This is a genomic window from Streptococcus infantis (assembly GCF_047463275.1).
GTDB lineage: Bacteria > Bacillota > Bacilli > Lactobacillales > Streptococcaceae > Streptococcus > Streptococcus infantis_AF.
Genome location: NZ_JASHEE010000003.1, coordinates 137,164 through 159,073, shown reverse-complemented (window position 1 = coordinate 159,073; position 21,910 = coordinate 137,164). Strand labels below are relative to the sequence as shown.

Sequence of the window (21,910 nt, the reverse complement as noted above, 5' to 3'; positions counted from 1 at the left end):
TATTTATAGGAAAATATGGTAAAATAGAACAGATAAAGAATCATCATTTCACGAAAGGATATCCGATGAAAATTACGCAAGAAGAGGTAACTCACGTTGCCAATCTTTCAAAATTAAAATTCTCAGAAGAAGAAACTGCAGAGTTTGCGACAACACTCTCAAAAATTGTTGATATGGTCGAATTGCTCAGTGAAGTCGACACTACTGGTGTTGCACCTACTACAACGATGGCTGACCGTAAAACTGTTCTCCGACCTGATGTGGCCGAAGAAGGAACAGACCGTGACCGCTTGTTTAAAAATGTACCTGAAAAAGATAACTACTATATCAAGGTGCCAGCTATCCTAGATGATGGAGGAGACGCCTAATGACTTTTAACAATAAAACGATTGAAGAGTTGCACAATCTCCTTGTTTCTAAGGAAATTTCAGCAACTGAACTAACTCAAGCAACGCTTGAAGATATCAAATCTCGTGAGGAAACCCTCAATTCTTTTGTTACAATCGCTGAAGATCAAGCTCTTGCTCAGGCTAAAGCTATTGATGAAGCTGAAATCGATGCTGACAATGTTCTTTCTGGAATTCCGCTAGCTGTTAAGGACAACATTTCTACAGATGGTCTCTTAACAACAGCAGCTTCAAAAATGCTCTATAACTACGAACCTATCTTTGATGCCACAGCTGTTGCGAATGCAAAATCCAAGGGCATGATTGTCGTTGGGAAAACCAACATGGACGAATTTGCCATGGGTGGATCAGGTGAGACTTCTTACTACGGTGCTACTAAAAATGCTTGGGACCACAGCAAGGTTCCTGGTGGATCATCAAGTGGTTCTGCTGCAGCTGTAGCTTCTGGACAAGTCCGTTTATCACTTGGTTCTGATACTGGTGGTTCTATCCGCCAACCTGCTGCCTTTAACGGGATTGTTGGTCTCAAACCAACCTACGGAACAGTTTCACGTTTCGGTCTCATTGCCTTTGGTAGCTCATTAGACCAAATTGGTCCTTTTGCACCAACTGTTAAGGAAAATGCCCTCTTGCTCAATGCTATTGCTAGCGAAGATGCCAAAGACTCGACTTCTGCTCCAGTCCGCATTGCCGACTTTACTTCAAAAATCGGTCAAGACATCAAGGGCATGAAAATTGCTTTGCCTAAGGAATATCTTGGTGAAGGGATTGATCCAGAGGTTAAGGAAGCCATCCTCAAAGCCGCTAAGCACTTTGAAAAACTTGGTGCTATCGTCGAAGAAGTTAGCCTTCCCCACTCTAAATACGGTGTGGCAGTCTACTACATCATCGCTTCATCAGAAGCTTCCTCAAACTTGCAACGTTTTGACGGTATTCGTTACGGCTACCGTGCAGAAGATGCAACTAATCTTGATGAAATCTATGTAAACAGCCGCAGTCAAGGTTTCGGTGAAGAAGTTAAACGTCGTATCATGCTTGGTACTTTCAGTCTTTCATCAGGTTACTACGATGCCTACTACAAGAAGGCTGGACAAGTTCGCACCCTTATCATCCAAGATTTCGAAAACGTCTTTGCGGACTATGACTTGATTTTGGGACCAACTGCTCCTAGCGTTGCCTACGACTTGGATTCACTCAACCATGATCCAGTTGCTATGTACTTGGCTGACCTCTTGACAATTCCTGTCAATTTGGCTGGTCTACCAGGGATTTCGCTTCCTGCTGGATTTGTTCAAGGTCTACCAGTAGGACTCCAATTGATTGGTCCTAAATACTCAGAAGAGACTATTTATCAAGCTGCTGCTGCCTTTGAAGCAACAACAGACTACCACAAACAACAACCCGTGATTTTTGGAGGTGATAACTAATGAACTTTGAAACAGTCATTGGACTTGAAGTCCACGTAGAGCTCAACACCAATTCAAAAATCTTCTCACCTACTTCTGCCCACTTTGGAAATGACCAAAATGCCAATACAAACGTGATTGACTGGTCTTTCCCTGGAGTACTACCAGTTCTCAATAAAGGCGTTGTCGATGCTGGTATCAAGGCTGCACTCGCTCTTAACATGGACATCCATAAGAAGATGCACTTTGACCGTAAGAACTACTTCTATCCAGATAATCCTAAAGCCTACCAAATTTCTCAGTTTGATGAGCCAATCGGTTACAACGGCTGGATTGAAGTGGAGCTAGAAGACGGTACAACTAAGAAAATTGGGATTGAACGCGCCCACCTAGAAGAAGACGCTGGTAAAAACACGCATGGTACAGATGGTTACTCTTATGTTGACCTCAACCGTCAAGGGGTGCCTTTGATTGAAATCGTATCTGAAGCAGACATGCGTTCACCAGAAGAAGCCTACGCTTATCTAACAGCCCTCAAGGAAGTGATCCAATACGCTGGCATTTCTGACGTTAAGATGGAAGAAGGTTCTATGCGTGTGGATGCCAACATCTCCCTTCGTCCTTATGGTCAAGAAAAATTCGGTACTAAGACTGAGTTGAAGAACCTTAACTCCTTCTCAAACGTTCGCAAAGGTCTTGAATACGAAGTCCAACGCCAAGCTGAAATCCTTCGCTCAGGTGGTCAAATCCGCCAAGAAACTCGCCGTTATGACGAAGCGAACAAGGCAACTATCCTCATGCGTGTTAAGGAAGGGGCTGCAGACTACCGCTACTTCCCAGAGCCAGATCTACCACTCTTTGAAATCTCAGAAGAGTGGATTGAGGAAATGCGCACTGAGTTGCCAGAGTTTCCAAAAGAGCGCCGTGCACGCTATGTCTCTCAACTCGGATTATCAGACTACGATGCTAGCCAGTTGACTGCCAATAAAGTCACTTCTGACTTCTTTGAGAAAGCAGTTTCCCTTGGTGGCGATGCTAAGCAAGTCTCTAACTGGCTCCAAGGTGAAGTCGCTCAATTCTTGAACGCTGAAGGCAAGACACTGGAACAAATCGAATTGACACCTGAAAACTTGGTTGAAATGATTGCCATCATCGAAGACGGCACGATTTCATCTAAGATTGCTAAAAAAGTCTTTGTCCACCTTGCTAAAAATGGTGGAGGAGCTCGTGAATACGTTGAAAAAGCTGGTTTAGTTCAAATTTCAGATCCTGATGTTTTGATTCCAATTATCCACCAAGTCTTTGCTGATAACGAAGCTGCCGTTGCCGACTTCAAGTCAGGTAAACGTAACGCTGACAAGGCCTTCACAGGATTCCTCATGAAAGCAACCAAAGGACAAGCCAACCCACAAGTCGCCCTCAAACTGCTTGCCCAAGAATTGGCTAAGTTGAAAGAAGATTCATTATAATATAACTGTCACAAGCTAATCAAAATTCTAGCTTGATGCCTTGCACTTTGTACTCACATAGTTAGGAGACATATGAAAAAGTTATATACTCTTATCGCTACTTGCATGCTTCTTCTCTTTGTGACACCCCTACAATCCATCGATGCAGGTGTTGGACATTCTCGAAGTGGTAGCTCTAGTCGCAGTAGCTCACGAAGCAGTAGCAGCTCTCGAAGTAGTAGCTCTAGCCGAAGTCGTTCAAGTGGTAGTTCTTCTTCTCGAAGCAGCTATCGTTCTGGCGGTAGTTACTCAAGTTCAGACGGTTCTCTAGGGACAGGAATGACCATTCTGATCATGTTTGGTGTCGGAGCTTTCTTACTCTTCATGCTTATCAAATATCTGAATGACCAGAATTCATCATCTGGTAAATCTTATGGAAGTTCGACTAGCTACCAACCAGAAACAACTAGCCATCGTCGAGTTGAAAATAATATACAAGCCATTGATCGACTTAGATACTATGATCCAAACTTTGATGCCTCTGCTTTCACTTCATGGGTTAGAGAAGTTTACATCCAATTACAGGCTGCTTGGACTAAAAAGGATTGGAACTTGGTGCGTTCTCTTGAAAGTGTTAGTCTCTATACTCAACACAGTGCTCAACTGGAAGACTATATCCAATCTCAAACAACGAATGTTTTGGAACGCGTTTACGTTGAAAATGTTCGAATCAAAGATTTCTACGAAAATCCAGATGGAAACGATACTTTAGTCGTCATCTTATCATCTACCTTGAGAGACTATGTCATCGAAGACAAGACTCGTAAGGTTATTGAGGGAGACCCTCAAAAAGATCTATTTACAGTTTATCAAATGAACTTCATCCGCAAACATGGTAGCCAAACTGAAAACAATGTTCAAGATGAAGCTGTTAGCGACCACTGTCCAAACTGTGGTGCTCCACTTAAAATCTCAGCTATTAGCCAATGTGAATACTGCGGCGCTGAGCTCACACGTAGTCCAAATCAATGGGTTCTTGATACCTATGAAGTTGTGGATGAAGACGAACTATATAATTAGGAGGAAATTATGGGATTTATTCGTGCTGCCCTTTCAGCTGGGCTAAATAGTTTTAATGATAGCAAATTCAAGGAAGCCGTTGTACTTCCAGACCACGTCTCTTCAGACGTCATGGCCATCAAGGGACAATTGCTTACAAAAGACCCTGATGGTGGTTCAAGACAAAGCAACCAAAATACTGGTCTTTTAACAGACGGTTCTGTTGTTATTGTCCCTCAAGGATATGTTGCTGTTCTTGTCAATAATGGTACCTTCCTAGGGGATGTCCTTGAAGCTGGAAGCCATGAATGGCGTGCAGGTGATAACGCTTGGCTCCTTGAAAAAGGTGGAATTAAGGGTACTTGGGAAAACTTCAAAAACCGCTTCTCTTTTGGTGGACAAGTTATTACTCGACAAGAAATCATCTTTATCCGTATGCAACCAATCGCAGGGAATAAATTTGGTACCCAAAATGCTGTAGAGTATTTCAGTGAACGTTACCAACAAATGCTCAATATCCGTTTTTACGGTTTGTTTGACATCAAAGTTGCGGATCCAGTTCTTTTCTATGTTAGCTCTATCAGTCAACAAATTGAGGAACATAAACCATTTACACTCCAAGATATTGCTCAAGGAACACTTCGACAAAATATCTCTCCTAAAATCGCAATTGCTATCGCTAAGTATACCAATGAAAACAGAGTTGATATCTATAGCCTCAATGCCAACCAAGATACTTTCAATGAACTTGCTAAACAAGAAGTCAACAAGGTATGGACAGGACTTTACGGTATTGAAGCAACCAATATCCTTCTTGAGGATTTGAGCTACGACCAAGAAAGCATGGAGATTGTACGTAAACTTGACAGCGAACTCGTTGCTATGAAATACAATACCATCGAGATTGAAGAACGTCGTGCTCGTAACGAAGCTCTTATTGCTGCAGCTAATAACGAAGGTAATGGCAATGGTATGAATATGTTTATGGGTATGAATCTCGGTCAAACTCTCGGTGGTCAACTCACCCAACAAGCTCAACCTGTTAGCCCAAATCAAACCGTTCCCCCAGTACAACCCGCTGATCCAAACCAAGCTTTTACTCCAGTACAAACGGCAAGTCCTGAGCAAGTTGCTAGCCCACTAGAGACTGTTAGCCCTGAACAAACCGCTAACTCAGTAGAAACTACTACTCAAGAAGTCACAACTTCTGCAGAAGAATCTACTAGTCCTGAACAAACTACCAACTCTAAACAAACCGCTAATAAAAACTTCTACATCGAAGTCGATGGCAAGTACGTATTGGTAACCAAAGACGAAGAAGGAAACATCGTTCCTGTCAACTAATCTCACTTTCCTGATATTTGAGAAATCTTACGACTTATGATACAATAAAGAGTAAATTATTTTATTAAAGAGGTAAAAACATGATCGAAGCAAGTAAATTAAAGGCTGGTATGACTTTTGAAACAGCTGACGGAAAATTGATCCGCGTTTTGGAAGCTAGCCACCACAAACCAGGTAAAGGAAACACTATCATGCGTATGAAATTGCGTGATGTCCGTACTGGTTCAACATTTGAAACTAGCTACCGTCCAGAGGAAAAATTTGAACAAGCGATTATCGAAACTGTGCCAGCACAATACTTGTACAAAATGGACGATACAGCTTATTTCATGAACACTGAAACTTACGACCAATACGAAATTCCTGTTGTAAATGTTGAAAATGAATTGCTTTACATCCTTGAAAATTCTGAAGTTAAAATTCAATTTTATGGAACTGAAGTAATCGGTGTAACAGTACCTACAACTGTTGAATTGACAGTTGCTGAAACTCAACCATCTATTAAAGGTGCAACTGTTACCGGTTCTGGTAAACCAGCTACAATGGAAACTGGACTTGTCGTTAACGTTCCAGACTTCATCGAAGCAGGACAAAAACTCGTTATCAACACTGCAGAAGGAACTTACGTTTCTCGTGCCTAATCTCTAGAAAGAGGTCATTCTATGGGAATTGAAGAACAATTAGGCGAAATCGTTATCGCCCCACGTGTACTTGAAAAAATCATTGCAATTGCTACAGCTAAAGTTGATGGTGTCCACTCTTTTTCAAACAAATCAGTGTCTGACACCCTTTCAAAACTTTCACTCGGCCGTGGCGTCTATCTAAAAGAATCTGATGAAGAACTAATAGCTGATATCTATCTCTATCTTGAGTATGGTGTCAAGATTCCTAAGGTTGCAATGGCTATTCAAAAAGCTGTAAAAGATGCCGTTCGTAATATGGCTGATGTAGAACTCAATGCTGTGAATATTCACGTTGCTGGTATTGCACCAGATAAAACACCAAAACCAGCATTAACAGATTTGTTTGATGAGGACTTCCTCAATGACTAGTCCATTATTAGAATCTAGACGCGAACTACGAAAATGTGCCTTCCAAGCACTGATGAGTCTTGAATATGGTTCTGATATTGAAACTGCTTGTCGCTTCGCTTATACTCATGATCGAGAAGACGACGAGGTAAAACTCCCTAGCTTCCTAATCGATCTTGTATCTGGTGTTCAAGCTCAAAAAGAGGAACTAGACAAACAAATCACTCAGCATTTAAAGTCTGGTTGGACGATTGATCGTTTAACCTTAGTTGAAAAGAATTTATTGCGTTTAGGAGTTTTCGAAATCACTTCCTTTGATACTCCTCAACTTGTAGCTGTGAATGAAGCTATTGAACTTGCAAAAAGCTTTTCAGATCAAAAATCAGCCCGTTTCATCAACGGACTACTCAGTCAATTCGTAACTGAAGAAAATTAAATATAAAAAGTGTTTGATAGATATCAAACACTTTCTTTTTTCACTTCAATCAAATGAATGGTTCTTTTCGGGAACAAGAAAAAGCTAGAACTTGTAGTTAGTTCTAGCTTTTCTATATTTCTTAGTATTTTCTAAAGCGTTGGTAACGTTCCTCAATGAGCTGCTCTAGTGGCAGTTTACCAAGTTCATCAAGTTCTGCTCGGAGTTGTTCTTTGACTTGCTTGATTAGATCTTTACTTGATAGACCTACCTCAGAGATAACCTTATCAACAATTTTCATATCTAGCAATTCGAAAGAAGTAATTTTCATCAACTCTGCAGCTTCCATGGCACGACTGCCATCCTTCCAAAGAATAGACGCAAAGCCTTCAGGACTGAGAACTGCATAGATCGAGTTTTCTAACATCCAAACACGGTCAGCTACTGCAAGTGCTAAAGCCCCTCCTGAGCCACCTTCACCGATAATAATAGCAATAATTGGCACCTTAAGATCGCTCATCTCCATGAGGTTACGGGCAATAGCTTCACCTTGCCCACGCTCTTCTGCTCCGACACCAGGATAGGCACCAGCCGTGTTGATAAAAGTTACAACAGGACGGCCAAATTTTTCAGCCTGCTTCATCAAGCGAAGGGCTTTTCGATAACCTTCAGGATGAGGTTGTCCAAAGTTACGGTTAAGATTATCCTGTAAGCTTTTACCTTTTTGAATTCCAACAACAGTTACTGCTTGGTCTCCCAACCAACCGATACCACCAATAACAGCACCATCATCTCGGAAAGAGCGATCACCATGTAGCTCTACAAAGTCATCAAATATTCCTGTTGCGAAGTCCAAGGCAGTTAAGCGGGTTTGTTCACGTGCTTCTCTGACGATTTTTGCAATATTCATCAACAATCCCCCTTATGTAACCTTACTAATCGAGCAATCATATCTGGCAATTCTCTCCGTTTAACAATCGCATCCACAAATCCATGTTCTAACAAAAACTCTGCCTTCTGGAAATCCTCAGGCAAATCTTCCCTTACGGTATTTTCAATGACACGACGTCCAGCAAATCCTACTAAACTTTGAGGTTCTGCCAAGATAATATCCCCTTCCATAGCAAAGGAAGCTGTAACACCACCAGTTGTTGGATCAGTAAGGATTGTTAGGTAAAAGAGACCTGCATTGGAATGACGTTTGACTGCTGCAGAGATTTTAGCCATCTGCATCAAACTCATGATTCCTTCTTGCATACGTGCTCCACCAGATGCTGTAAACAAGACGACTGGTAATTTTTCAGCTGTCGCGTATTCAAACAAACGAGTGATTTTTTCACCAACTACTGTTCCCATAGACGCCATGATAAAGTTAGAATCCATGATTCCAAGAGCAACTTTTTCACCCTTAATCAAAGCAGTTCCTGTAACAACAGCCTCATCAAGACCTGTTTTTTCACGCATAGAGGCTAATTTTTTCTGGTAGCCTGGAAATTCCAATGGATCTTGTGTCTCAATTCCTGTAAACATCTCTAGGAAGCTTCCCATGTCAATGGTTAAAGCAAGACGCTCTTGAGCTGAAATACGGAAGGTATAGCCACAGTGAGGACAAATACGGTCACTCCCCAAATCCTTTTGGTAAATGGTATGTTTACAACCTGGGCATTTTGAGAAGAGTTCGTCTGGAACCTCAGGCTTGGCTTGGGGCTTTTCTCTAAGTGAACGATTGGGATTAATTCGTATATATTTATCTTTTTTACTAAATAGAGCCATACATCCCCCTTTTCAGTCTCATACTTTTTATATTATTCTTTTTCTTGATAGTGTGGTAAGAAAGTTTCCATCAAGAATGAAGTATCGTAGTCTCCTGCTATCACACGACGATCTGAAATCAAATCGAGTTGAAAATCAGCATTGGTGACGACCCCTTCAATTTCGAGTTCATAGAGTGCGCGCTGCATCTTCATCAGTGCATCAAAACGATTCTCTCCATGGACAATGATTTTGGCAATCATACTATCATAGTATGGTGGAATGGTATACCCTGGATAAACTGCAGAGTCAACACGCAAGCCAACACCACCGCTTGGTAGATAAAGATTAGTAATCTTACCTGGGCTCGGTGCAAAATTAAAGGCTGGGTTTTCTGCGTTGATACGGCACTCAATAGCATGTCCTTTTAGAACAATGTCTTCTTGTTTCAGAGTCAAAGGTTGACCTGACGCAATACGGATTTGTTCCTTGACAATATCCACACCAGAAACAAATTCGGTTACTGGATGTTCTACTTGGACACGAGTATTCATCTCCATAAAGTAGAATTTCCCAGTTGCCTCATCTAGTAGGAATTCAATAGTACCAGCATTTTCATAACCAACAGACTCCGCCGCACGGACTGCTGCAGCACCAATTTCATTACGCAGTGTTTTCCCAATGGCAATCGAAGGACTTTCTTCTAAAACCTTTTGGTTATTCCGTTGAAGCGAACAGTCACGCTCACCTAGGTGAATCACATGTCCCATCTGGTCAGCAAGAATCTGTACTTCAATATGGCGAGCAGGATAAATCACGCGCTCTAGGTACATAGCCCCGTTACCAAAGTTTGCTTTAGCTTCACTAGAGGCTGTTTCAAAGGCTGATACAAGATCTTCTGCCTTTTCAACCTTACGAATCCCTTTACCACCACCTCCAGCTGAAGCTTTCAGCATAACTGGATAACCAATTTTTTCGGCAATAGCCAGAGCCTCTTCTGCAGTATGAACTTCACCATCTGATCCTGGAATGACGGGCACATTAGCCTTAATCATTTGAGCACGGGCGTTAATTTTATCTCCCATGACATCCATTACTCGAGCTGATGGCCCGATAAATTTGATACCGACTTCTTCACACATAGTTGCAAATTTGGAATTTTCACTTAAAAAACCAAATCCAGGGTGAATAGCTTCAGCTTCAGTCAAGACCGCAGCTGATAGGATGGCATTGATGTTCAGATAAGATTCTGTAGCCTTTCCAGGGCCGATACAGATAGCCTCATCAGCCAAAAGCGTGTGGAGAGCTTCCTTGTCAGCAGTCGAATAGACAGCGACTGTTGCGATTCCTAACTCTCGTGCCGCACGAATAATACGAACAGCAATTTCACCACGATTGGCAATTAAAATCTTACGAAACATGGAAAACCTCCCTAGTTTCCAATAGCAAAGGTCAAAGTACCGCTTGCTGCAAGCTTACCATCTACTTCTGCCTTCGCTTCTACTACGGCGATTGTGCCACGACGTTTGACAAAAGTTGCTGTCATGACAAGCTGATCACCAGGAACAACTTGTTTCTTAAACTTAACCTTATCCATACCAGCATAGAAGACAAGTTTCCCTTTGTTCTCAGGTTTAGACAATTCCAAAACACCTGCTGTCTGAGCCAAGGCTTCCATAATGAGGACTCCAGGCATAACTGGGTATTGAGGAAAATGACCATTGAAGAAAGGTTCGTTAATCGTCACATTTTTTATAGCAACAATTGTATCTTCACTAACTTCTAAGACACGATCTACTAAGAGCATGGGATAACGGTGTGGCAAAGCTTCTTTAATTCCTTGAATATCAATCATTTGATACGTACCAAGCCTTTCCCAAACTCAACCATTTCTTCATTTTCAACAAGAATTTCTGTTACGACACCGTCTTTAGGTGCTGGAATTTCATTCATAACTTTCATAGCTTCAATGATGACCAAGGTTTGGCCTTTTTTAACAGTATCTCCGACTGAAACAAAATTAGGTTTGTCTGGTCCGGCAGCCAAGTAAGCAACTCCGACAAGTGGACTTTCTACAAGGTCCCCCTCAGCTACAGATTCACTAGCACTTGAATCTGAAACTGCTTCTACAGCTGGTGTAGTTTGAGCTTGTGGTGCAACTGTGGGTACAGCTGCTGGAACTACAGGTTGAGGTGCTGGACTTGTTTCTGCCACAAGTTTCGCTTCATTCTTACTGAAGACCAACTCGTCCGTTCCATTTTTATAAGAAAATTCTTTCAAGCTCGACTGGTCAAATTGTTCCATCAAGTCTTTGATTTCATTTAAATTCATTTTTACTTATTCTCCCAACGTTTGAAAGCAAGAACTGCATTATGCCCACCAAATCCAAAAGTATTTGAGATAGCATAAGGAATTTCATGTTCCAAGCCTTGTCCATAAATAACGTTTGCTTCAATGTAGTCTGACAATTCTGTAGTTCCAGCTGTCATCGGTACATAGTTATTACGGATTGCTTCAATTGTTGCAATAGCCTCAACTGCACCTGCTGCACCGAGCAAGTGGCCTGTAAATGACTTAGTTGAAGATACAGGTACTTCCTTACCAAGAACTGCTACGATAGCACCACTTTCTCCCTTTTCATTAGCAGGAGTTGATGTACCGTGAGCATTGACATAAGCTACTTGGTCTGGTGTGATTTCAGCTTCCTCCAAGGCAAGTTTGATAGCTTTAATAGCACCTTGGCCTTCTGGATGTGGTGAAGTCATATGGTAGGCATCACAAGTGTTCCCGTAACCAACAACTTCCGCTAGGATAGTTGCTCCGCGTTTTTCAGCATGTTCTAAGCTCTCAAGAACCAACATCCCTGAACCTTCACCCATGACAAATCCATTACGGTCTTTATCAAATGGAATAGAAGCACGAGTTGGATCATCTGTTGTTGAAAGAGCTGTTAAGGCTTGGAAACCGGCAATCGCAAATGGTGTAATAGAAGATTCTGATCCACCAACTAACATGATATCTTGGAAACCAAATTTGATAGAACGGAAGGCATCTCCGATAGCATCATTTGATGAAGCGCAAGCTGTGTTGATAGATTTACAGATACCATTGGCACCAAAGCGCATAGCTACATTTCCTGCAGCCATATTTGGCAAGGCTTTTGGAAGTGTTAATGGTTTAACACGTTTTGGTCCTTTTTCGTGAAGTCGAAGCACTTGGTCTTCGATTTCTCTGATTCCACCGATACCTGATGCAACGATGACACCAAAGCGGTCTTTATCAAGCGCTTCTACGTCAAGATTAGCATGGTCAACTGCTTCTTGAGCTGCATACAAGGCATATAAAGAATAATCATCGAAACGATTGGTATCTTTTTTTACAAAATATTTGTCAAAAGGAAAATCATTAATCTCTGCTGCATTATGGACGTCAAAAGCACTGTGATCAAACTTGGTGATTTCACCAATCCCAATCTTTCCATTCTTTAAACTGTTCCAAAATTCTTCTGGCGTATTTCCAATTGGAGATGTTAATCCATAACCTGTTACTACTACACGATTTAGTTTCATTTTCATACCTCTATTTTAACTCTTATTGCATGGTAAGTCCACCATCAATTGCAATGACTTGTCCCGTTAGATAATCTTGGCTTGCAAGAAAGGCTGTGACCTCTGCCACTTGCTCAGCTTGGCCAAATTGTTTCATCGGAATTTGTGCCAACATGGCATCTTTTACCTTATCAGATAGGACTGCAGTCATATCTGATTCAATCATTCCTGGAGCAATGGCATTGACACGTACATTACGATTGGCTACCTCACGTGCTACTGATTTGGTAAATCCAATTAGACCAGCCTTAGATGCAGCGTAGTTCGCTTGACCGATATTACCCATCAAACCAACGACACTGGACATATTGATAATGGCCCCTTCACGAGCTTTTATCATCTGCTTCAAGACTGCTTGCGTCATATTGAACGCTCCCGTTAGATTGACTTTCAAGACCTTCTCAAAATCATCTTCTGTCATCTTAAGCATGAGAGTGTCTTGAGTAATCCCGGCGTTATTAACTAGGACGTCAACTGAACCTAGCCCTTCAATAGCTTGGTCCACCATTCGTTTTGCATCCGTAAAGTCAGAAACATCACCAGAAATAGCAAGAACCTTCACCCCGTAAGGTTTAAATTCGTCTAGAAGCTCCTCGGAGATTTCACCACGACTATTCAAGACAACGTTGGCTCCCAAGCTGGCAAATTTATGAGCAATGGCAAGACCAATCCCTCGACTTGAGCCTGTAATAAAGACATTTTTCTGTTCTAGTTTCATTTTTCTCCTTTCAGAACTTCTACCATTTTGGTCTAATTTTCAAATAGTGCTTGTAAACTTGCTTGATCTTCCACATTTGCAAGTTGAGCAGTTTTATCAATCTTTTTAACAAATCCTGATAAGACTTTCCCAGGACCAATTTCGATAAAACGAGTCACACCAGCTTCTTGCATAACTGCAATGCTTTCATAGAAACGAACAGGTTCCTTGACTTGACGAGTCAAGAGTTCTGCAATTCGTTCTTTTTCCATGACCTTTGCTTCTGTATTACCAACAAGGGGACAAGCAAAGTCATTAAACTCAACATCTTCTAGGACTTGAGCTAATTTTTGACTAGCAGATTCCAATAAAGCTGTATGGAAAGGTCCAGAAACATTTAGCGGAATTAAGCGTTTTGCTCCTGCTTCTTGCAAAAGTTCAACTGCACGATCCACAGCAACCACCTCACCACCAATAACAATTTGGCTTGGGGTATTGTAGTTAGCTGGAGTCACAACACCAAGTTGAGAAGCTTCTTGACAAGCTTGTTCAATAACTTCAACTGGAGTATTGAGGACGGCTACCATTTTACCAGACCCTGCAGGTGCCGCTTCTTCCATATAAGCTCCACGTTTAGCAACTAGAGCCACCGCATCTTCAAAATCCAAGGCGCCACAAGCTACAAGGGCAGAATATTCACCAAGAGACAGGCCTGCCACTATATCTGGTTGGTAACCTTTCTCCTTTAGTAATCGGTAAATGGCAACGGATGTAGCCAAAATAGCTGGTTGTGTGTAACGAGTCTGATTTAGCTTCGTTTCATCGTTATCAATCAAGTCACGAAGATCATAACCTAATACCTGGCTAGCTTGGTCGATTGTTTCCTTGACGATAGCATATTGATCGTATAGTTCACGTCCCATTCCAAGGTACTGGGCTCCTTGACCTGCAAATAGAAAGGCTGTTTTAGTCATTTCTTGTAACTCCTGCCCAACGAGCGGCTTCTTTTTGAATTTTCTCAGCTGCACCATAGTAGATATCTTTTAAGATTTCTTCAACTGTTTCTTCTTTAGATACCAAACCTGCAATCTGGCCGGCCATTACTGAACCGCCATCTACATCACCATGGACAACAGCCTTAGCTAAGGCTCCAGCGCCCATTTGTTCAAAGATTTCTAAGTCTGGATTTTCTTGTTTAAAGGCATCTTTTTCAGCTTGCTCGAAATCACGAGTCAATTGATTTTTGATGGCACGAACTGCGTGACCAAAATGTTGCGCTGAAATAGTTGTATCAATATCACGAGCTTTTAAAATCTTAGCTTTGTAGTTTGGATGAGCATTTGATTCTTTAGCAACTACAAAACGAGTTCCTACTTGCACAGCTTCCGCACCAAGCATAAATCCAGCAGCAGCTCCCTCACCGTCTGCAATACCACCTGCAGCGATAACAGGAATTGAAACAGCCACCGCAACTTGACGAACCAAGGTCATGGTTGTTAATTTACCAATGTGTCCACCGGCTTCCATACCTTCACAAATAACAGCATCTGCACCGATTTTTTGCATACGTTTAGCCAAAGCTACGCTAGGAACTACAGGAATAACAGTGATTCCTGCTTCATGAAATCGTTCCATATATTTACTTGGGTTTCCTGCACCAGTTGTGACTACCTTAACCCCTTCTTCAATTACAAGATCAACAATATCATCAACAAACGGAGACAAGAGCATGATATTGACACCAAAAGGCTTGTCTGTTAAAGATTTAATCTTATCGATGTTGGCTTTAACCACTTCTTTAGGTGCGTTTCCTCCACCAATGATACCGAGACCACCAGCTTTTGAAACAGCTCCAGCCAAATCGCCATCTGCTACCCAGGCCATTCCACCTTGGAAGATAGGATATTTAATATTTAATAGTTCAGTGATACGTGTTTTCATATTGCCTCCATAAGTCTTGCTTACGTAATAGTTCGACTTTATTATAATTTGACGGTCAAACTATTACCTAAACAAGAGGGAGCGGGTCTCCCCTACTCCTTCTTTATTTATTCTAATTATTTAGTTTGTTCTTCAACGTAAGCAACCAAGTCGCCAACTGTTTTCAAGTTGTCTTCAGCTTCGATTTGGATATCAAAAGCGTCTTCGATTTCTGAGATTACTTGGAACAAATCCAATGAATCTGCATCCAAATCATCAAAAGTAGATTCAAGTGTTACTTCTGATGCATCTTTTCCAAGTTCTTCAACGATAATTTCTTGTACTTTTTCAAATACTGCCATGATTGACTCCTTTAAAATAAATAGTTTTTTTATAACAATGTGATCACCACATGATTACCTAAATTGTAACAATAAGTGTGCCCCATGTCAAACCTCCACCGAAACCTGACAAGAGAATTTTTTGGCTACCATCCAAATGGATGAGCCCTTCTTCTACACACTCAGAAAGTAAAATCGGGATACTTGCCGCACTAGTATTTCCATACTTCATCATATTAGCAGGAAGCTTGTCACGATCGACACCGATTTTTCTAGCCATCTTATCCAAGATTCGAATATTAGCTTGATGAAGAAAGAGATAATCGAGTTCATCTGCTGATATTGGACTTTTTTCGATGGTCTGTTTAATAGATTTAGCCACGTCTCGAATTGCAAAGTCAAAAACTGCTCTCCCATCCATTTTCAAGAAAACATCTGGTTCTTCTTGAATAGAAAATGGTGAAATCAATCCTGTCTGTCCATAAGTGAGACACTCCCCACGAGAACCATCGCTATTGAGACTTTCAGCTAAGAAATGTTTTTGGTCACTCGCTTCAAGTAGTACACCACCAGCTCCATCTCCGAACAAGACAGCTGTTGAGCGGTCAGACCAATCCAAAGATTTTGACATGGTCTCACTACCGATAACAAGACCTTTGCGATATGTTCCTGAAGAAATGAACTTTTCTGCAGTTGATAGGGCAAAAACAAATCCACTACAAGCAGCTGTTAAATCATAGGCAAAAGCTTTATGAGCGCCAATTTTTGCCTGAACACGTGCTGCTGTAGAAGGCATCATCGAGTCAGGTGTCATCGTCGCTATAATGATGAAATCTAACTCTTCAGCAGAAATCCCTGCCTTCTCTAGAAGTTGTCTTGCAACCTCTGTAGCCAAATCTCCTGTTGATTCTGTCTTGGAAATATGGCGTTCTTTAATCCCTGTCCGACTTGAGATCCATTCATCACTCGTATCCATGACCTGAGCCAAGTCTTCGTTAGTGATAATCTGCTCTGGAGCATAATGAGCGACCTGGCTTATTTTTGCAAAAGCCATTACTTCAAATCCTCCAAAAAGTGATAAAGATTAGTCAACCCTCTACCCATAACATCCATTTCCTCAGGGCTCATTCCTTCGATAATTCTTTCGACCATGGCCTTATGGAAACGGTTATGGAGACGGTGAACGAGACGACCTTTCTTTGTCAAATGAAGATGTACTACACGACGATCCTGATCTGAACGAATCCGTTCGATGTATCCTTTTCGCTCCAGATTGTTTAAGCTCGTTGTCACAGTCCCTAGTGTTACCATCAACTCTTTGGAAACTTGACTAGGAGTCACTTCTGGATACTTACCGATAACATCAATCGTATGCATTTCTTTGATGGAGATATCCTTGAAACGACTACCTCGCAAACTTACTTCCTCGATCACTAGGACGTTGTTAAAAATTGATGTTAAATAGTCATTGACTTGTTGGTAGTTCATTTCTCTTCCCTCCTTTACCAAAAAAAGTTTAATGTTCAAAACATTTGACTAGAAAAGTATATCAAACTTCAAAGAATAGTGCAAGTATTTTTTATTTCCCAACAAATTTTGGACGTCTTCTTTCAGAATGTGCACGAACACCTTCTTTAAAATCTTCCGTATAGGATAGTGATTTTTGTAGTTCCAATTCAAGTTGAGCATATTCATGCCACTGCTTGAACTCACTTTCCCAAACAAGTTTCTTAATCGCAGCATAGGAATTTGAAGAACCACGTCTCAACTTCTTCAACAATTGTTCTCTTGTTTTTTCTAATTGTTCACTCGTACATAGACGGTATAGAGCTCCTGCCTCCATTGCCTTTTCAGCGGTGAAAGCTTCTCCAGTCATAGCTAATTGAGTTGCTCTAGTTGCACCGAGCGATCTTGTCAGCAAGAATAAGCCACCCGCGTCAGGAGCCAACCCTACACCTACAAAAGCCTGGATAAATTTAGACTTGTCAGATGCAATACAGAAATCAACTGCTAAGGCCATATTGGCTGCGGCTCCAGCAACTGCTCCATCCACCTCCATGATAACAGGTTTAGGAATCTGTTTAATCTTATAAGAAATTGTATTAACCAATTCAGCAATTCGAGTTAAGGAAGCAATATCATCCTCATCAACAGCACGTTTCATTTCAACTAAATCGCCACCGACAGAAAACACCTTACCAGCAGCATTGATGAGAATAAATGAAACAGAATCGTCTTTTTCAGCTAATTCCAGTGCTTCTAAAATTTCTTCACACATAGGAATATGGAAACCATTTGCCACCTCGGGACGATTTAAAGTAATCACCGCTAAATCGTCTTGAATTTGAAAGATAATATGATTCATAGTCACTCCTTTAATTTAAAAAGCTGATTAAATTATTTTATCTTCAAAGTATATCTTTTTCTTGTTTATAAGACAAGAGAAAAATCGACCGAAAGTGTCTCGGCCGATTTTAAAACCTTAGTTTGGTCTCTAAAAATACAGGAAAACCAGTACTTGTATCATCCATGAAATCATAAATCACTTCAAGCATTCGCCCTCCTTCTCTCTGATAGAGCTGTTCTTGGTTGGATCCTTTATAGTAGAATTCTCCTGAAACCATGTAAAAAATACGATTTGGATCTTCAAGGTAGGCAAAAAGATTGCCTGTAAAAGGAGCTTCCTTGTCTCCGTCCTTGTTAACCAGACTTGTAGCTAAGAGTTTCGTGATTCCTCTATATTGTCCACTTTCATCTGTTCGACAATAAAACTTGACTCTAGCTTCATAGTTAGGATTGACGATAAGCTTTTCAGAGAGAATTCGATAGGTCCTTGCCTTACTATCTGACAAGCCGATAGATAAGATAATTTTAGCCCTCTCAACTGAAATCTGACGCTCCTGCGCATACTCCATCGCTAATTCTTCTCCGGTCAAACGACCACTGGGAAGAGGATGAGACCTTGCTCCGATATTTGTAGGAATCATCACGAAGGTAAGGACTAGTAAGATTAAACAAACCACTCTTTTAATCATCTTCCCCCAACTCCTTTCATTAGAAGAGTCTTTCCTCCTACATCTTTATTATAAGCTTTCCTGATGAGACTTTCAAACAATTGTATAGGATATTTTCCAGATTGAAAAAAGCCCCTCTTTCTGCTATAATCGTATAAAATACTTACTTTAGGAGTTTTTATGAAGGTTGTAAAATTTGGGGGAAGTTCACTCGCCTCTGCAAGCCAATTGAAAAAGGTTTTAAACATTGTAAAAAGTGACCCTGAACGTCGTTTTGTAGTTGTATCTGCACCAGGAAAGCGCGATGCTAAAGATACCAAGGTTACGGATGCTTTGATTAAATATTATCGTGATTATGTAGCAGGAAATGATATCAGTGCTAGTCAAAATTGGATTATCGATCGTTACGCTGCAATGGTTAGCGAACTAGGACTTAAACCAGCTGTTTTAGAACGAATCTCTAAAAGTATCCGAACTCTCGCTACCCTTCCAATTGAAAACAATGAATTTCTTTACGATACCTTCCTTGCTGCAGGGGAAAATAACAACGCTAAACTCATTGCAGCTTACTTTAACCAAAATGGATTAGAATCTCGCTATGTTCATCCACGAGAGGCTGGTATTGTTGTTACAAGCGAACCTGGAAATGCTCGCATCATTCCTTCAAGTTATGATAAAATCGAAGAGCTCAATAATGGAACGGAAGTTCTGGTTATTCCGGGATTCTTCGGTGTGACTAAAGAGAATCAAATCTGTACCTTCTCTCGTGGTGGATCAGATATTACTGGTTCTATCATCGCCGCAGGTGTTAAGGCTGACCTCTATGAAAACTTTACTGATGTCGATGGAATCTTTGCTGCCCATCCTGGTATCATCCACCAACCACACTCGATTCCAGAATTAACCTACCGTGAGATGCGTGAGTTAGCCTATGCAGGTTTTTCTGTCCTTCACGATGAAGCCCTTCTCCCGGCCTACCGTGGTAAAATCCCTCTTGTTATCAAAAATACCAATAATCCTGACCATCCAGGTACTCGCATCGTTCTGAAACACAGCAGTGATGAATTCCCAGTAGTAGGGATTGCTGGTGATTCTGGTTTTGTCAGCATCAATATGTCCAAGTACCTCATGAACCGCGAAGTTGGTTTTGGTCGTAAAGTACTTCAAATTCTAGAAGACCTGAATATTGGTTGGGAACACATGCCTACAGGTATCGATGACCTTTCTATCATCCTTCGTGAGCGCGAGCTTACACCAATCAAAGAGGAAGAAATCCTCCGTCAACTTGTTCAAAAAGCTGAAGTTGACCATGCTGAAATCGAACATGACCTGTCTATCATAATGATTGTTGGCGAAAAAATGAAGCGCCATATCGGGGTAACTGCTACAGCCACTCGTGCCTTATCTGAAAACAATATCAACATTCAAATGATGTCACAAGGTTCTAGTGAAGTTTCTATCATGTTCGTTGTCCACAAAGACCAAGAAAAAGCGGCTCTTAAGGCTCTCTACCAAGCATTTTTCGGTGAAAGTAAGGAAGACTAAACATGGCACAATCTCTCAATAAAGTCGTTGACTTACAAACTACTGGAACTTCTTACCTCTCTATACAAGGAAAAGTTGGAAAATTTCTGGTAGGAGACCAAGCCTTGGAGTTTTACTCGGATCGCAATATTGAGGATTATATCCAAATCCCATGGTCTAGCGTTAATCAAATCGGAGCCAATGTTTCAGGCCGTAAGGTTAGTCGTCATTTTGAAGTTTTTACAGACCAAGGAAAATTCCTCTTTGCCTCAAAAGATTCTGGAGCTATCCTCAAAATTGCTCGGGAAAAAATCGGAAATGAAAAGGTTGTGAAGCTTCCAACCTTACTCCAAATCATCGGTCGTAAAATCAAAAATCTATTTGCAAAAAAATAGAAAGTTTAGTATAATCATAGAAACGGATAAGTAGGTTATCCTCTTCTTCCAGAAAGTCTGCGGATGCTGCGAGCAGATAGGAGAGATAGGTGAAATTCTACCGTTGTTTTAAATCAAATACAGAATCAAGTGCACACCTGTGAAGTTGGATGGAACCGTGGCTCTGCCACTCCAACGCTTTGTCAGGTGTGCTTTTTTCATAAAGGAGTTTATATGCTAGATATCAAACGTATTCGTACAGACTTTGATGCTGTCGCAGAAAAATTGGCTACACGTGGTGTAGATGCTGCTATCTTGAACGAGATGAAAGAAATCGATGCTAAACGTCGTGACATCTTGGTTAAGGTTGAAACCCTCAAGGCAGAGCGTAACACGGTTTCTGCTGAAATTGCTCAAGCTAAGCGCAACAAGGAAAATGCCGATGATAAGATTGCTGCCATGCAAACCCTATCTGCCGAAGTCAAAGCACTCGATGCAGAATTAGCTGAAATCGATGCTAAATTGACAGAATTTACCACTACTCTTCCAAACATCCCAGCTGACAGTGTTCCTATTGGGGCAGACGAAGATGATAACGTAGAAGTTCGCCGTTGGGGAACTCCTCGTGAGTTTGACTTTGAACCAAAAGCCCACTGGGATCTCGGAGAAGACCTTGGTATTCTTGACTGGAAACGTGGTGGAAAAGTCACTGGAGCTCGTTTCCTCTTCTATAAAGGCCTCGGAGCTCGCTTGGAACGTGCCATCTACAACTTTATGCTAGATGAGCATGGTAAGGAAGGTTATACTGAAGTCATCACCCCTTACATGGTTAACCATGATTCTATGTTTGGTACTGGCCAATATCCAAAATTCAAGGAAGATACGTTTGAATTGAAAGACACAAACTATGTCCTTATTCCTACAGCTGAAGTACCTTTGACTAACTACTACCGTGATGAAATTCTTGACGGAAAAGACTTGCCAATCTACTTTACTGCTATGAGTCCATCATTCCGTTCTGAAGCTGGTTCTGCTGGTCGCGATACTCGTGGCTTGATTCGTTTGCACCAATTCCACAAGGTAGAAATGGTGAAATTTGCTAAACCTGAAGAATCATACGAAGAACTAGAAAAGATGACAGCTAACGCTGAAAACATCCTTCAAAAACTCAACTTGCCATACCGTGTAGTTGCTCTTTCTACAGGAGATATGGGCTTCTCAGCTGCTAAGACTTACGACTTGGAAGTTTGGATCCCAGCACAAAATACCTACCGTGAAATCTCAAGCTGTTCAAATACAGAAGATTTCCAAGCACGTCGTGCCCAAATCCGTTATCGTGACGAAGCAGATGGTAAGGTTAAACTTCTCCACACCTTGAACGGTTCTGGACTTGCTGTTGGACGTACCGTTGCTGCTATTCTTGAAAACTATCAAAACGAAGATGGTTCTGTTACTATTCCTGAAGTCCTTCGTCCATACATGGGTGGAGCTGAAGTTATCAAACCATAACAATTTCAGATAAAAAAAAAGATGAAGCTGAGCTCCCTCTTTTTAAGTGATTCAAAAGAAA

The 21,910-nt window shown here is 41.2% G+C and carries 25 protein-coding genes; 11 read left to right on the top strand and 14 right to left on the bottom strand.

The features are described from left to right. Positions 1-65: 65 nt before the first annotated feature. The 8 genes from gatC (at position 66) to nusB (ending at position 7,131) form a co-directional block, all read left to right on the top strand. Entirely contained in the window at positions 66-368 is a 303-nt protein-coding gene (gatC, locus tag QM923_RS05470) for an Asp-tRNA(Asn)/Glu-tRNA(Gln) amidotransferase subunit GatC (protein ID WP_006147946.1), read from the top strand. Then, complete coding sequence (gene gatA / locus QM923_RS05465; protein WP_414291148.1) at positions 368-1,834, top strand: Asp-tRNA(Asn)/Glu-tRNA(Gln) amidotransferase subunit GatA; 1,467 nt, start codon at positions 368-370, stop codon at positions 1,832-1,834. Before gatC ends, gatA begins: the two co-directional genes overlap by 1 nt. Then, positions 1,834-3,282 (top strand): Asp-tRNA(Asn)/Glu-tRNA(Gln) amidotransferase subunit GatB, encoded by a 1,449-nt coding sequence (gene gatB / locus QM923_RS05460; protein WP_414291147.1) that lies wholly within the window; start codon positions 1,834-1,836, stop codon positions 3,280-3,282. Before gatA ends, gatB begins: the two co-directional genes overlap by 1 nt. A gap of 72 nt (positions 3,283-3,354) precedes the next feature. Then, on the top strand, positions 3,355-4,341 hold the full coding sequence (locus tag QM923_RS05455) for a zinc-ribbon domain-containing transport protein (RefSeq protein ID WP_414291146.1): 987 nt from the start codon (positions 3,355-3,357) through the stop codon (positions 4,339-4,341). Positions 4,342-4,350: 9 nt separating this feature from the next. Then, positions 4,351-5,664 (top strand): SPFH domain-containing protein, encoded by a 1,314-nt coding sequence (locus tag QM923_RS05450; protein WP_195183855.1) that lies wholly within the window; start codon positions 4,351-4,353, stop codon positions 5,662-5,664. Between the two features lie 80 nt (positions 5,665-5,744). Then, entirely contained in the window at positions 5,745-6,305 is a 561-nt protein-coding gene (gene efp / locus QM923_RS05445; protein WP_004251910.1) for an elongation factor P, read from the top strand. Positions 6,306-6,326: 21 nt separating this feature from the next. Beyond that, positions 6,327-6,716 (top strand): Asp23/Gls24 family envelope stress response protein, encoded by a 390-nt coding sequence (locus tag QM923_RS05440; protein WP_414291145.1) that lies wholly within the window; start codon positions 6,327-6,329, stop codon positions 6,714-6,716. Further along, positions 6,709-7,131: a transcription antitermination factor NusB gene (gene nusB, locus QM923_RS05435; protein WP_024053733.1), complete on the top strand. Its 423-nt coding sequence runs from the start codon at positions 6,709-6,711 to the stop codon at positions 7,129-7,131. Before QM923_RS05440 ends, nusB begins: the two co-directional genes overlap by 8 nt. A 121-nt stretch (positions 7,132-7,252) precedes the next feature. Here the strand turns inward: nusB and QM923_RS05430 are convergent, their stop codons facing one another. From QM923_RS05430 to QM923_RS05365, 14 genes are all read right to left on the bottom strand, one after another. Further along, on the bottom strand, positions 7,253-8,020 hold the full coding sequence (locus tag QM923_RS05430; protein ID WP_004251895.1) for an acetyl-CoA carboxylase carboxyl transferase subunit alpha: 768 nt from the start codon (positions 8,018-8,020) through the stop codon (positions 7,253-7,255). Then, a complete protein-coding gene (accD, locus tag QM923_RS05425) occupies positions 8,020-8,883 on the bottom strand; it encodes an acetyl-CoA carboxylase, carboxyltransferase subunit beta (protein WP_004251892.1) in 864 nt (287 codons plus the stop codon). The genes QM923_RS05430 and accD overlap by 1 nt, the downstream gene beginning before the upstream one ends. A gap of 32 nt (positions 8,884-8,915) precedes the next feature. Beyond that, complete coding sequence (gene accC, locus QM923_RS05420) at positions 8,916-10,283, bottom strand: acetyl-CoA carboxylase biotin carboxylase subunit (protein WP_247921867.1); 1,368 nt, start codon at positions 10,281-10,283, stop codon at positions 8,916-8,918. A gap of 11 nt (positions 10,284-10,294) precedes the next feature. Further along, positions 10,295-10,717 carry a 3-hydroxyacyl-ACP dehydratase FabZ gene (fabZ, locus tag QM923_RS05415; RefSeq protein WP_000565515.1) on the bottom strand — a complete coding sequence of 141 codons (423 nt, stop codon included), beginning with the start codon at positions 10,715-10,717 and terminating at the stop codon, positions 10,295-10,297. Further along, entirely contained in the window at positions 10,714-11,193 is a 480-nt protein-coding gene (accB, locus tag QM923_RS05410; protein ID WP_414291144.1) for an acetyl-CoA carboxylase biotin carboxyl carrier protein, read from the bottom strand. The genes fabZ and accB overlap by 4 nt, the downstream gene beginning before the upstream one ends. 2 nt (positions 11,194-11,195) lie before the next feature. Then, positions 11,196-12,431: a beta-ketoacyl-ACP synthase II gene (fabF, locus tag QM923_RS05405; RefSeq protein ID WP_414291279.1), complete on the bottom strand. Its 1,236-nt coding sequence runs from the start codon at positions 12,429-12,431 to the stop codon at positions 11,196-11,198. A gap of 22 nt (positions 12,432-12,453) precedes the next feature. After that, entirely contained in the window at positions 12,454-13,188 is a 735-nt protein-coding gene (gene fabG / locus QM923_RS05400; RefSeq protein ID WP_024054345.1) for a 3-oxoacyl-[acyl-carrier-protein] reductase, read from the bottom strand. A 32-nt stretch (positions 13,189-13,220) separates the two neighbouring features. After that, entirely contained in the window at positions 13,221-14,141 is a 921-nt protein-coding gene (gene fabD / locus QM923_RS05395) for an ACP S-malonyltransferase (RefSeq protein ID WP_414291143.1), read from the bottom strand. Further along, complete coding sequence (gene fabK, locus QM923_RS05390; protein WP_414291142.1) at positions 14,134-15,108, bottom strand: enoyl-[acyl-carrier-protein] reductase FabK; 975 nt, start codon at positions 15,106-15,108, stop codon at positions 14,134-14,136. The genes fabD and fabK overlap by 8 nt, the downstream gene beginning before the upstream one ends. 116 nt (positions 15,109-15,224) lie before the next feature. Further along, on the bottom strand, positions 15,225-15,449 hold the full coding sequence (locus QM923_RS05385; RefSeq protein ID WP_000257840.1) for an acyl carrier protein: 225 nt from the start codon (positions 15,447-15,449) through the stop codon (positions 15,225-15,227). A 58-nt stretch (positions 15,450-15,507) separates the two neighbouring features. Next, positions 15,508-16,482, bottom strand: coding sequence for a beta-ketoacyl-ACP synthase III (locus QM923_RS05380; protein WP_414291141.1), 975 nt, complete (start codon positions 16,480-16,482; stop codon positions 15,508-15,510). Then, positions 16,482-16,916, bottom strand: a complete 435-nt coding sequence (fabT, locus tag QM923_RS05375; protein WP_414291140.1) for a fatty acid biosynthesis transcriptional regulator FabT — start codon at positions 16,914-16,916, stop codon at positions 16,482-16,484. The genes QM923_RS05380 and fabT overlap by 1 nt, the downstream gene beginning before the upstream one ends. 91 nt (positions 16,917-17,007) lie before the next feature. Next, positions 17,008-17,793, bottom strand: a complete 786-nt coding sequence (locus QM923_RS05370) for an enoyl-CoA hydratase (RefSeq protein WP_006147933.1) — start codon at positions 17,791-17,793, stop codon at positions 17,008-17,010. 109 nt (positions 17,794-17,902) lie between these two features. Continuing rightward, entirely contained in the window at positions 17,903-18,463 is a 561-nt protein-coding gene (locus QM923_RS05365) for a hypothetical protein (protein ID WP_414256208.1), read from the bottom strand. 159 nt (positions 18,464-18,622) lie between these two features. On the opposite strand from QM923_RS05365, the gene QM923_RS05360 reads away from it, so the two are divergent. The 3 genes from QM923_RS05360 (at position 18,623) to serS (ending at position 21,849) form a co-directional block, all read left to right on the top strand. Next, positions 18,623-19,987 carry an aspartate kinase gene (locus QM923_RS05360; RefSeq protein WP_414291139.1) on the top strand — a complete coding sequence of 455 codons (1,365 nt, stop codon included), beginning with the start codon at positions 18,623-18,625 and terminating at the stop codon, positions 19,985-19,987. Positions 19,988-19,989: 2 nt separating this feature from the next. After that, the gene (locus tag QM923_RS05355) at positions 19,990-20,361 is read left to right on the top strand and encodes a DUF956 family protein (RefSeq protein ID WP_414291138.1); all 372 of its coding nucleotides are present in this window, start codon (positions 19,990-19,992) and stop codon (positions 20,359-20,361) included. Positions 20,362-20,574: 213 nt separating this feature from the next. Continuing rightward, positions 20,575-21,849: a serine--tRNA ligase gene (gene serS / locus QM923_RS05350; RefSeq protein WP_414291137.1), complete on the top strand. Its 1,275-nt coding sequence runs from the start codon at positions 20,575-20,577 to the stop codon at positions 21,847-21,849. Positions 21,850-21,910 lie beyond the last annotated feature (61 nt).